Below are 11,500 nucleotides of genomic sequence, written 5' to 3' on the forward strand. Positions count from 1 at the left end.
CCACTCCAGGGGACTCACCCCAGCGCCAAGCTGGCCGCCCGGTCACGTCATGTGTGCGCATTCCTCGGCGCCGGGGCATCGCGGGCCTGCGGGCTGCCCGACATCGCCACACTGCAGAAGCAGGTGCTCCAGCGGCTGGACGACGGCGACCGCGTGGCGCTCGAGCGGCAGCTGACCGGGCGCAACCTGGAGCAGGTCCTGAGCCGGCTCCGCCGCATCGCGGCGCTGCTGTCCGGCGACCAACGCATCGACGGACTCACGGCTGAGGACGCGGTGGCCCTCGACGCGACCGTGTGCCGTGCGATCGTCGCCGAGCTCGATCTCGGCTCCGCAGACCTCGCACCGATGCTCGACTTCGCCGCCTGGGCCGCCCGCGCCGGCTACCACCTGCCGCTCGAGCTGTTCACCGTCAACTACGACCTGCTCATCGAGACGGCGTTGGAACGCCTTCGGGCTGCGTACTTCGACGGCTTCGTCGGCGCCCTGCAGGCCCGCTTCCACACCGAGCTGGTCGAGGCCGCCACCGGCTCAGGTGAGGACGCCGTCCCGGCGTTCTTCACCCGGCTGTGGAAGCTGCACGGCTCGGTCAACTGGGCATGGACCGCCGAGCGGCACATCGTGCGGCTCGGCCAGCCGGTGCCCGAGGGTCACGCAGCGGCGATCTACCCCTCCGACACCAAGTACGAGGAATCGCGGCGCGTGCCCTTCGTCGTCCTGCAGGACCGCTTCCGTCGAGCCCTGCACCAACCCGAGACGCTGCTGCTCATCGCCGGATACTCGTTCGCCGACGAACATCTCAACGAACTGATCTTCGATGCGGCAGCCCGGCGGGAACGGTCGGAGTTCGTCGCGTTCTGCTACTCGGAGATCCCTGACCAGCTCGCCGCTCGGGCCCTCCGCACGCCCAACCTTCAGGTCGTCACCGGGACCGAGGCAATCCTGGGCGGTGTCCGCGCCGACTGGTCGGTGCCGGCCGACCCGGCGCCCGGGGTCTGGGAGGGCGGCAGGCTCGCCCTGCGCGACTTCCGTCATTTCGCCAAGTACCTCGCCCGCAGCTCGACGCGCGAGGCGGACGATGACATGCGAGCGGGCGTAGGTGCGAGGACGGTCGGCTCCGGTGGAGTCGGCGGTGGCTGAGCCTGACCCGACCTGTATCGGTCGGGTCCGCCATGTGCTCGGCGCCACCGTGACCGTCGCGCTCGACGCCGATCTCGCCGGGGTAGCGCCGATCTATCGCGGATCCATTCAGCCCGTCGGCCAGGTCGGGTCGCTCGTCCGACTTCCGCAAGGACTGATCGACCTCGTCGCGACCGTGACCCTCGTCGGTATCGCCGAGCTCGCCGGTGCTGTCGTACCCGTCGAGACGGTGCAGCGCGGGGAACGCTGGCTGCAGGTTCAGCTGCTGGGCGAGATCGATCGCGCCACGAACCGCTTCCAGCGTGGGGTCGGCTCCTACCCCGGGCTGGACGACCCCGTTCACTTCGCCACGCCCGACCAGCTGCGCGCGATCTTCCCGGCGCCGGGAGAGCGGCATCTCCGACTGGGGCGACTCGCCGCCGCCGAGGAGGTGCCGGTCGCCCTTGACGCCGCCCGACTCGTCGTCCGCCATGCTGCCGTAGTCGGCTCCACCGGAGCCGGCAAGACCAGCACGGTCGCCGCGCTGCTGCAGGGCTTCGTCTCCGGAGGTTGGGACGCGGCGAACATCATCGTCATCGACCCGCACGGCGAGTACGCCCGCGCGCTCGCGGGCCACGCGTCGGTGCGCAGCGTGCTGACCGAGGGGGACGACCGCCTGCGGGTGCCGTACTGGGCGCTGCCGGCCAGCGATATCGTCCGCATCTTCGCGGGCGCACCCGGCGGCGCCACCTTCGCGAACCGGTTCTCCGAGCTCGTGGCCGGCGCGCGGCGGAGCTTCGTCGAGGAGGCCGCATGGCTGACCCTCGATCCGACCGCGGTGACCGCGGATACCCCCGTGCCCTTCGACATCCGCCCGATCTGGCACACCCTCGACGCCGAGAACCGCGAGACGTGCGCGAAGAAGGGCGACCCGACCACCAGGTGCCAGACCGACCTCGGAGACCCGGCGGCGCTGCGTCCGGCGCAGTTCAAACCGTACGGCCCAGGCGGCCAGCCGCCCCACCAGGGGCCCCGCTACGGCGTGTACGGCACGACCCCCGACCTGCTCCGCCTGGGCCTGCTCGATCCGCGGCTGCGCTTCTTCCAAGAGCCCGGACCCGACCCGGAAGGCGACGACCCGCTCGACGGCGTGATGCACGAATGGCTCGGAGACGGTCAGCCCGTCTCGGTGCTGGACTTCAGCGGCGTTCCCGCGGAAGCGGCCGACCTGGCGATCGGCGTAGTGCTCGACCTGCTCTTCGAGGTCGCTCTCCGCAGTGAGCCGGACGGCCCGGGCATCGGGCGGCCCAGCCCTGTTCTCGTCGTGCTCGAGGAGGCGCACCGCTACCTCGGCGAGAGCGCCAGCACGTTGACCCGGAACTCGGCCAACCGGATCGCTCGCGAAGGTCGCAAGTACGGGATCGGGCTCATGCTCGTCTCCCAACGCCCGACCGAGCTGCCCAAGACCGCACTCGCACAGGTGGGCACGCTGATCGCGCTGCGGCTGTCGAACGCCGAGGACCAGGGCGCCATCCGCGCAGCGCTCCCCGACAGCGTCACAGGGCTGGCGGCCGTGCTGCCGTCACTGCGGACCGGTGAAGCCATCGTCAGCGGCGAAGCAGTCGTGCTCCCGGCCCGCACCCTGGTCGACCGTCCCGACCCTTTGCCTCGGGCAGAGGACCCCTCACTCGAACCGTGGCGCCGCGAGATCTCCCCGCCGAACCTCGCGCCAGCTCTGGCCGCATGGCGCGGCACCTACGATCCACAGCCATGATCGAGTGGACCGATATCGGCGGCTCCGAACGCATCGTCGCCGAGGCATACGACGCCGAGGCTGAGACGATCTACGTCCGGTTCCCGAACGGCGTCGAGTACTGGTACGCCGCCTGCCCGCCACACGTCTGGGAGGCGTTCACAGCACAGGGCCAGTCACGCGGGAAGTACATTGCCGACCACCTCAACCACAAGCCTCGCGGCCGGCACGGAGGCTGATGGATGCGCAGAGCCGTCGGGCGTACACGTCAGCCCTTGAACCTGGATGGGCCTACCTTCCGTGCCAGCAGTGAGATCAACTCGGTGCGTGGTGGGGCCAGGGGCGCCGGAAGGCGCAGCGGCTGGGCGCCGGTGCCCAGTTCCCGTCGGTCGTCGTCCTCCCACGTGCCCCGGCGCAGCAGGATCTCTTCCAGGGCGCGCGGCGGCGCCAGCGGGTCTCGGTCGAGGTCGACGACGAGCACGGTGCGCTGCCCCGGCGTGGTTTGTTCGCTCGGGCTGGGGTAGCCGGTGGCCGGCTCAGCCTCGGGTGGACCACCGCTCGGTGGCCGACCGGTCGGTTATGCCCGTGGCCCGGCCAATGTCGGCCCAGCGGGCCCCGGCCACAAGTGCAGCGCGCACCGCGTCGTCCAGCGCGCGGGCGGCGGCGGCCTCCCGGGCGGCAGCCTGTTCTACCTCCTCGAGGGCTTGCCATCCGACGATGTGTCGGCACCAGTCCTGGCGCACCCGGTGCTCGTCGGCGGCCTCCAGATCGGCCCACGGGCCGGCGGTGGCGAGTCGCCGCGCCGCCGGGTCGGCCAGCTCCGGCGGGACGCGCGTCCAGGGGGTGCCGCGCCAGCCGCAGGTGCACCCGGCGGCCCAGCCGACGACCGCGGCGTCCGGGCGCCACTCCTCGGCCTGGTCGATCACCTCATGGCGAACCTGGCCGCCGGTGTGGGCATGCACGATCCCGTCGCCGCGGAGAACCGTGCTGTCCTGCCAGACGCCCTCGGCGGTGGGGCCGTCGCGGTAGGTCAGCCGCACCCGGTCGCCGTTGCACGGCCCGCCGTCGGGCCGGCGGGCTATCAGCCGACCGCGGGCGCTGCTGGTGCCGGCGCCCTGCGCGCCGTCTTCGAACAGCGGCACCACCCAGCCCTCGTGCTCCTGGCCGTCCACGACCGGGCCCATCCATCCCATCGCTTGCTCCTCTCGGTGTTGGGAGCGTCCCCGTTCCGGCGCTGCCGGAGCCTCGCCTGTTCGGCTTCTGTGGATCGCCGTCGTTGTCCACGCGCGGGGGTGGACACAGGCCTCACCCTGTGCCCGGACTGGGAAGCGGCCCCGTGTACCGTCCAGCCGCTCTCCGGAGGCGGCGGGGCTATCGATGCCAGGACTGGGCTGCTTGTGCGTCGATCCAGCTGCGCAGGTCGGCGCGACGGTAGAGGACGCGCCGGCCGAGTCGGAAGCTGTTCGGGCCGGTGCCGAGGTGTCGCCAGTACCGGAGAGTGGCGACCGGGGCGCGGAGCACGTCCGCGGCCTCGGTGATGGTGAGCAACTCGGCTCGTGATCGGCGGTGGGGTCGGGCATGGCTGGCTCCGGGGGTCGTCGGTGGCGGTGCCTTCACCACAGAAGGCGCCATTTCGGGCCCGGTGGTGACACTTCACAGCCAGATTTGTCTGACGATCTCCGGTTGTTCTCCTGCAGCGGGCGCCCCTGGCGCGTCGCCAGTCAGCGCTAGAGGCCCTGCATTCGCCGGCGTCGGGAGGTCGGCGCCCCGTCCTGCGGCCGGCTTCGGCCCCGTACCGGCCAGCGGTCTCCCGGGACCGTGACCGACCTGCGGCGCCCGCGCTTGTGAAGCACCTTCTCCGGTGGGCCCGGCGACAGTCGGGGACCCGGGTTCGCACAGGGACTGGAGAACCACTGTAGGTCCGCTGCTGATCTCGGGTTCCTCCAGTTTTCCTCCTGTCCTCCAGTCTGCTGATGAAGGGCGCGAGCATCGAGGCGCTCGCGCGCAATTGGTCCCTGTGGACGACGGCTGCTGGTCACAGCATCCGGATGGACGCCCTTGGTCGAGCGCTGAGCTGCCCACGCTCGACTCATGGCGTTCGACACCGCACCCGGGGCACGGCGAGAGCGCGGTACCCGTAACCGGTCCGCCAGGGACGTCTGCGGCGTGTCGGGTGACCGGGGCTTCCTGACCGGCGAGCGCGCCAACTACATGGTCGTCGCGCCGCGGCCGGTGGCGCGAGTCAGGAGCACCCTTCGGGCCACGCTGCGCGCGGCGCCGGCTGCGCCGTCGTCAAGGTCCGCCTCCGGCGGGTTCCTTGCTGGTCCCCCGACCCGTCCGGCAGCTCAGCGTAGGGGCCTCTCGCGCCGTCTCCTCCCGACCGGACCAGATCCTTCCGCCCTTCGGGCGCTCCGCTGCGGAAGCAGTCTTGGTCCGGTCGTCCCCCGCCGTCGCTCCCGGCCCCTGAGCAGAGCTCTGTGCCGGACGGGCCGGGGGATGGGTGGCAGGACACCTGTTCCGTAGTTCCTCCCGTACCGGTGTCGGCTCCAGTTCCGGGAGGGTCCAGATGACTAGCACCAGCAGCGCGGCCAGCGGCACGAGCAGCCGTCGGACCGGCAGGGGAAGCCGAAGCCGGCGGGCGCAGCGGAGTCCGGCGCAGCGGGAGCAAGCCGACGCCGCGCGGGCAGCGAGGATCGCCGCCCTGCACGACCAGATCGGCGAGCAGGTCGAGCAGCTGACCGCCGATCCGCAGTGGCGGGCGATGCTGGATGCCGCTGCGAAGTTCCACACCTACAGCCTCAACAACCAGCTGCTGATCGAGCTGCAGGCCGCGCGGCTCGGCATCAGCCCGACCCGCGTTTTCGGGTTCACCACCTGGAAAGAGCTGGGCCGAAGCGTGGTCAAGGGGTCCACCGGGCTCGCCGTCCTGGCCCCCTGCACCTACACGCGCAAGGACGCCGGCACCGGGCAGGACACCGACCGGGCGCACCCGCCGCCGCGACGGCGACGGGGACGGCGGGGGAGCCGGCCGGCGGGGGCGCCGACCAGCCGGGGGGCGCGGGTGCTGCGCGGGTTCCGGGTCGCCCACGTCTTCGACATCTCCCAGACCGACGGTGACCCGCTGCCCGACATCACACCCGAGCTGCTCACCGGTGACGCCCCGTCGCCCTGTGGGACGCGCTGGCCACCCAGGTCACCGCGCACGGCTACATGCTCGTACGCGAGGCCTGCGGGCAGGCCAACGGCCTTACCGACCCGCAAGCCCGCACCGTGCGGATCCGCCCGGACGTCGCCGACGCGCAGGCGGTCAAGACCCTCGCCCACGAACTGGCCCACATCGAGTGCGGGCACGCCGCCGAGGGCTACGACTACCGGGGCTGCCGCGGCCGGGCCGAGGCCGAAGCCGAAGCCGAGTCCGTCGCCTACATCGTCACCGCCTGGGCCGGGTTGGACGCCGGCGCCTACACCGTCCCCTACGTCGCCGCCTGGTCGGCCGGGGACACCGATGTCGTGCGCGCCGCCGCGGCGGCGGTGGCCGCCGCCGCGCGCCGCATCCTCGACCACCTCGACGGCGGCGAGGGCACAGAGAACCCGCCGGGGGACGGGGACAGCGCACCGCCCGCCGGACCGGTCGCGCAGCCCGGGGGCGCCCGCGCCCGCGTCCTCGCCACCGCCTGAGCGGAGAGAGCGCGACATGACCGCAGCCACCCCCGCAGACAGCACCGCCACCGAGAGCACCGCCACCGAGAGCACCGCCACCGCGCAGAGCACCGAAGGAGAACCTGCCATGACCACGACCACGACAGTCGCCGCCCCCAACACCGGCCGGGAGACCACGCCCGAGACACGGAATCCTCCCCGAGTCCGACATCGCCATAATTCAGGCCGCCACCAACACGATATTCAACTGGCCCCCGCGCCAGGGTGAGCTCGTCCCCTTGAGCGCTATCCAACTGGCCGCTTGGCGGCAGAGGCAGTCCATCGAGGGATCAGCTCTCGGAAAGATCACCGTGACAAACCTGGACGCCCTCGTCCAGCAGGGCATCATCGATGAGGTTTTCGCGACGAAGGCCAAGGAGTACTTGGCCAACGCGAGCAGGACAATTCGACCGCCGGCCGCACCGACCTCAGGGTTCAGGCACCTATCGCCCTCAGCTGGGCACGGTCATGCCCGACGGCTCCATCTACATGTGATCGATCCAATCCCGCGCCTAACCCCGACTATCACGGAAGTGATCATGGTCGTGAAAAATCCGGGCTAAGGGCACGAGGTTGCCGGCGTTGAAGTGGGGCACGGAGACAACGATTCGCCAGGACCATCACCACGGCGAGCAGGCCGGAGGCCACCAGTTGCAGCCGGGCAGACGGTCGCACGCCTAGCGCGTTCATCGTGAAAGTCACCACCAGCATGACGACGGCCGCAACGACGGCCGTCGTGTACCCGCGACCCAGCAGATCGGCGATGTACAGGCCGCCGATGAGAGCGGCCGACGGCGCCGCCGCCATCACGCCGAAGTAGAACCACCAGCCGGTCACCGCCGCGGCGCGACCGCCGAAGGCGATACGCACGAAGTGCGACACGCCTCCGGCGTTGGGATGGCGCGGGGCGAGTGCTGCGAACGTCGCCGCCAGTGACACCGAGAGCAGGATGAGCGCCGCCCAGGCGATCAGGGACGCGGGCGCGGCACGTCGGTAGGCCAACGACGGCAGCAAGAGGACCCCGGTGCCCAGCGCGGCGCCGACGTGCAGCGCGATCGCCTGCGGCAGCTCCAGTGAGCCCTGCTCGACCTTCGACGGCAAAGCTCCCCCGCTCGACATCGTCGCCCCTTCACGCCGCGGCCCCGCCATTGCCACACGGACTCCCGGTCCCGGAATCGAGCGCCCCCGGGAAGGGCCGCACAGGACGTGCCCACCCGCCAGAAAGGCAGGGCAGAACCTACACGGAGTCCCGCTCGTACCGGAAGCCGCAATCCCATCCACTGGACACAAGGCAGCGGATCAAGATCGGCCAATCCCCCTGGCCGCAGAGCAGAGCACGCTGACCCCGCGAGACGCCTCGTGCGAGGCGTCCAACCGTCGGACCACCCCGGTGTACGGTCACCGCCGACGGGTCCATAAAGTCTCGCGGAGCAGATCGACGGGAGGGGTTTACGGCACTCGATCCTGCCATTAGAGTCCGTCTGGTCCTCGGCGAGGACGTCGCGACGGACTCCGGAACGAACGCCCTGCGGACCGTTCTTCGACAGGTACTGCTCGGCAGGAACTATTGACCCACCCGCACGTCCGGGACCGCCATCGGATGCCGGCAGCCCACGACATTGGCCGCTCCGGGGCAGGGCCTTGATCCAATGCCTCGACAATGAGTCGGCCGGAGAACGACCCACTGGGGGAAAACGACGTCCAGCGAGAGCGTCCGCTATGGTGACGACGCCCTGATTCGGTTCGACAATGCTTCAGCGACCAATTTCTGCACGCCGACCACTTCAGGGAGGAATTCGGATGAATCGCATGAACCTGACCCCATTATCCAGTCAGCAGCCACTTCTGAGGCGGATGCGGCGCCAGGAGCATCTGCGCGAGTTCATCGCCGAGCAGCGGCTCACCGTGGCCGACCTCTGCCACCCGGTCTTCATTCGCAATGACATCACGCGCGCCACCGAAGTGAAGAACATGCCGGGCATCTTCTACTACCCGGTCGACAAGGCCATTGATGAGATCAAGGCCGTGCGTGACCTGGGAGTCCGCCATTTCGTCGTACGCCCGAGGCCCGACGATCTCACGACCAGCGACGTGCAGGCGTCGATCGCCTTCGAAGCGAAGGTCATCGAGCAGATCGCTGACGCTTGCCCGGATGTGACCAAGCTCGTCGATGGCTACTTCGGAATGGCCCGCAGCACGGGCTACTACGGCACCGTGTCCGAGGACGGCCAGGTCGACCACTCGGCGACGCTCAAGGAGCTCGCCGATCACGCCGTGGCCCAAGGACGTGCCGGCGCCGACATGGTCGTGTCCCTGGGCCGGGTGGACCACGCCGTGAGCACCATGCGTGCCGCCCTGGACGATGCGCAGCTCGCTGACGTCGGGATTCTCGCCTACTCGATCAACTTCGCCTCGACCTTGTCGCACGCGATGCTGGACGGCACGCCGATGGCGCGGAACGCCTACCAGCAGACGCTGGAGAGCAAGATCGGCGTCGGTAACATCGAGGAGGCCTTGCGGCAGACCGCCGTCGAGCTGGCCGAGGGCGCCGATTACATCGGGGTGAAGCCGGCGACCATCTTCCTGGACGCGATCAGTCGCGTTAAGCAGGAATTCCGGGTCCCCGTGGCCACATACATCGTCTCGAAGGAGTACGTGATGGTGAAGGCAGCCGCGGAGCGCGGCTGGGCCAACGAGAAGGACACCGTTCTCGAGTACCTGGTCAGCATGAAGCGCGCCGGCGCGGACAAGATCTTCAATTACTGGTGCAAGGAGGCCGTGGAATGGCTCCGCGACTCGTGAGTGGCGGCGAAGAGATTCCTCGGCGACCGCTGGGCTCCACAGGGGTCGAGGTTAGCGTGCTCGGATTCGGCACCGCGCCCATCGGGCTGAGCAACTATCAACTGCCCGGCTACGACCAGCGCGCGAATGAGCGGCTATCACTCGACGCCGTGGCTGCCGCCATCGACCGAGGAATCAACTTCTTCGACACCGCACCGGCCTACGCCAACAAGGTCCCAACCAATGGTTGGTCCACGGACCGGGCGTCCGAGCGGATGCTCGGGCTGGCCCTCGAGGGGCGCCCACGTGACCGGCTCTTCATTGCCACGAAGAACATGTTCGACCGAATGGATGCTCCAGGTATCCGGGCCTCTCTCGAAGAGAGCCTCCGGCTTCTTAAGACCGATTACGTCGACCTGTTCCGGGTTCACGGGATTATAGCCAAGCCCTTTCGAGCGGACAACTGGCGCGAGTTCGTGAACGATGACGTGCTCGCCACCTTCGAAGCGCTCAAGGACGAAGGCAAGATTCGCTTCATCGGAATCTCGGGGTATCGCGAGGAAGCGCTGTGTGCCGCTATCGAGAGCGGTCACTTCCAGGTCGTCATGCCGCAGTTCAACTACTTCCACCGCAATGCAGAGCTGGAACTCGTACACCTGGCCAAACGGCGCGGGGTCGCGGTCGCGCCGATGCGACCGCTGACGGGCGGATTGATGAAGGCACTGATCGAGGAAATAGACCCGGAGGGCACCTTGACGGCAGACCCTTATCGGGTCGCCATGCAGTACATCCTCGGTTTCGATTCCGTCGCGACCATCCCGGTCGGGATGCGGACGGTGGCTGAGGTCGAGCACAACGTACAGCTCGTGTGTGAACTCGAGGGTCGTCGGAGAGCCGCGTGAACCCCGAGCCGAGGCCGGACGTGGAGGCACGAGTCGCGGCTTGCCTCCACCGGGCGCTGCCTCCTGCGCTGCGGACCGTGGAGGTGGAGGAGGGCACGTTGCTGCAATCCCTGGGGATGGACTCCTTGAGCTTTCTCGAGTTCCTCGTCGCATTGGAGGACGAGTTCACGCTGAACTTGAGTGAGGACGTACTGAAGCTCAATCAGGTCAAGACGTTCGGCGACGTGGTGGAGCTCGTGACCATGGTGGCGGAAGCACAGGGCAAGGATCTGGCCGACCATGCCTGAACCTGTCTTCGTCCGGGGCATCGCCTCGGTCGTGGGCGAGGCGACGCCCATCGATTCCATCGGTGTGCTCTCCGAACGGCCCGAGAGCCTGGCGGGGCTGAAGGCGAAAGGTCTCTCACACTACGCACACAGTCACCGGTCCCCGGCTGAACTCGCGCTGGACGCATGCCGACAGACCATGGCGTGGGCTTCGGTGGCTCCCGCAGAGGTCGACGCGGTCATCTATGCCTCGATGAGCTTCTGGGACAAGCGGCTGTACACCGAGACCGACATCGGTTGGCTGATGGACTCCGCTGGCCTGACGAACGCCTTTCCAGTGGGCGTCTTCCTGCCTGGGTGCGCGAACCTCATCAGCTCGCTGCGGATGGCGGCGAATCTCGTGCGCGCAGAGGGGCTCCGAAACGTCCTCGTGGTGACGACGGACCAGGCCTCTCCGCACGACGAGAACTTGCGGGTGATGTGGCCGGACGTCTCGGTGCTCAGCGATGCGGCGGCAAGCTGCCTGGTTTCCTTCTCTTCAGGGGTCTCCGACGGTGGCATCGGCGCCTTCGAGGTGTGCACCCTCCTTCAGCACAGCGCCCCGGCGATGTGGGACCTGAGCGCCGACAGCAACCTTGCAGCGTTCCTGATGGGGACGGTCAAGGGTGCGCGCCATACCGCAGCGACGGCGCTCGAGCGCGCCCAGGTCCCGGTATCCGATGTTCGCAAGCTGCTGACCAGCACCTACAACCGCGCGGTCAACGAGATGATGGCGCGCCAATGTGGCTTCAGCCCGGATCAGCTCTGGCTGGACAACATTCCTCGGCTGGGTCACGCCTTCTCGGCCGACACCCTCATCAACCTCTTCGATTCAGCATCGTCCGACGACCCTGCCGAGGGTGAGCAGTTCCTGCTCCTCGCGACGGGACACAAGAACTGGGGCGCCGCGGTCCTGAGAAAGGGGCTCTTCGCGGTTCCTGGTG

Annotated in this window: 11 protein-coding genes and 2 pseudogenes; 9 read left to right on the plus strand and 4 right to left on the minus strand. The window is 69.1% G+C overall.

The features are described 5' to 3' along the window. The 3 genes from A6V29_RS17010 to A6V29_RS17020 all read left to right on the plus strand — a co-directional run. Nucleotides 1-1,137 (plus strand): SIR2 family protein (locus A6V29_RS17010; RefSeq protein WP_212719523.1); only part of this gene is annotated, 1,137 nt, incomplete at its 5' end. Then, nucleotides 1,130-2,890, plus strand: a complete 1,761-nt coding sequence (locus A6V29_RS17015) for an ATP-binding protein (RefSeq protein WP_212719526.1) — start codon at nt 1,130-1,132, stop codon at nt 2,888-2,890. The genes A6V29_RS17010 and A6V29_RS17015, both read left to right, overlap by 8 nt. Further along, nucleotides 2,887-3,108: a KTSC domain-containing protein gene (locus A6V29_RS17020; RefSeq protein ID WP_137161406.1), complete on the plus strand. Its 222-nt coding sequence runs from the start codon at nt 2,887-2,889 to the stop codon at nt 3,106-3,108. The genes A6V29_RS17015 and A6V29_RS17020 overlap by 4 nt, the downstream gene beginning before the upstream one ends. Before the next feature lie 29 nt (nt 3,109-3,137). Here the strand turns inward: A6V29_RS17020 and A6V29_RS17025 are convergent, their stop codons facing one another. The 3 genes and pseudogenes from A6V29_RS17025 to A6V29_RS17035 form a co-directional block, all read right to left on the minus strand. Beyond that, nucleotides 3,138-3,350, minus strand: coding sequence for a hypothetical protein (locus tag A6V29_RS17025; RefSeq protein ID WP_249933307.1), 213 nt, complete (start codon nt 3,348-3,350; stop codon nt 3,138-3,140). 55 nt (nt 3,351-3,405) lie between these two features. Further along, on the minus strand, nt 3,406-4,062 hold the full coding sequence (locus A6V29_RS17030) for a hypothetical protein (RefSeq protein WP_137161407.1): 657 nt from the start codon (nt 4,060-4,062) through the stop codon (nt 3,406-3,408). 178 nt (nt 4,063-4,240) lie between these two features. After that, a pseudogene (locus A6V29_RS17035) lies at nt 4,241-4,449 on the minus strand (helix-turn-helix transcriptional regulator). Nucleotides 4,450-5,630: 1,181 nt separating this feature from the next. Between A6V29_RS17035 and A6V29_RS21790 the strand changes: the two are divergent. Then, nucleotides 5,631-5,774: pseudogene (locus A6V29_RS21790) on the plus strand (ArdC-like ssDNA-binding domain-containing protein); the annotation flags it as partial. A gap of 305 nt (nt 5,775-6,079) precedes the next feature. Beyond that, nucleotides 6,080-6,547, plus strand: coding sequence for a M78 family metallopeptidase domain-containing protein (locus A6V29_RS17040; RefSeq protein ID WP_137161409.1), 468 nt, complete (start codon nt 6,080-6,082; stop codon nt 6,545-6,547). A 558-nt stretch (nt 6,548-7,105) separates the two neighbouring features. Here A6V29_RS17040 and A6V29_RS17045 read toward each other — a convergent pair. After that, nucleotides 7,106-7,687, minus strand: coding sequence for an amino acid permease (locus A6V29_RS17045; protein ID WP_170977928.1), 582 nt, complete (start codon nt 7,685-7,687; stop codon nt 7,106-7,108). Nucleotides 7,688-8,368: 681 nt separating this feature from the next. Between A6V29_RS17045 and A6V29_RS17050 the strand changes: the two genes are divergently transcribed. The 4 genes from A6V29_RS17050 to A6V29_RS17065 all read left to right on the plus strand — a co-directional run. Then, nucleotides 8,369-9,370 carry a porphobilinogen synthase gene (locus A6V29_RS17050; protein ID WP_170977929.1) on the plus strand — a complete coding sequence of 334 codons (1,002 nt, stop codon included), beginning with the start codon at nt 8,369-8,371 and terminating at the stop codon, nt 9,368-9,370. Between the two features lie 56 nt (nt 9,371-9,426). Next, nucleotides 9,427-10,251 (plus strand): aldo/keto reductase, encoded by an 825-nt coding sequence (locus tag A6V29_RS17055; protein ID WP_170977930.1) that lies wholly within the window; start codon nt 9,427-9,429, stop codon nt 10,249-10,251. Then, on the plus strand, nt 10,248-10,538 hold the full coding sequence (locus A6V29_RS17060) for an acyl carrier protein (protein WP_170977931.1): 291 nt from the start codon (nt 10,248-10,250) through the stop codon (nt 10,536-10,538). The genes A6V29_RS17055 and A6V29_RS17060 overlap by 4 nt, the downstream gene beginning before the upstream one ends. Further along, the coding region (locus tag A6V29_RS17065; RefSeq protein WP_137161414.1) for a 3-oxoacyl-[acyl-carrier-protein] synthase III C-terminal domain-containing protein at nt 10,531-11,500 on the plus strand (970 nt) is incomplete at its 3' end. The genes A6V29_RS17060 and A6V29_RS17065, both read left to right, overlap by 8 nt.

It is taken from the genome of Blastococcus sp. CCUG 61487, assembly GCF_005222955.1.
In the GTDB taxonomy this organism is placed as follows: Bacteria; Actinomycetota; Actinomycetes; order Mycobacteriales; family Geodermatophilaceae; genus Blastococcus.

What these genes read in the sequence shown, in the direction of transcription:
- A6V29_RS17050 (WP_170977929.1), top strand. Translation starts at nt 8,369, where the DNA reads ATGAATCGCATGAACCTGACCCCATTATCCAGTCAGCAGCCACTTCTG.
- A6V29_RS17040 (WP_137161409.1), top strand. Translation starts at nt 6,080, where the DNA reads ATGCTCGTACGCGAGGCCTGCGGGCAGGCCAACGGCCTTACCGACCCG.
- A6V29_RS17030 (WP_137161407.1), bottom strand. Translation starts at nt 4,062, where the DNA reads ATGGGATGGATGGGCCCGGTCGTGGACGGCCAGGAGCACGAGGGCTGG.
- A6V29_RS17045 (WP_170977928.1), bottom strand. Translation starts at nt 7,687, where the DNA reads ATGTCGAGCGGGGGAGCTTTGCCGTCGAAGGTCGAGCAGGGCTCACTG.
- A6V29_RS17020 (WP_137161406.1), top strand. Translation starts at nt 2,887, where the DNA reads ATGATCGAGTGGACCGATATCGGCGGCTCCGAACGCATCGTCGCCGAG.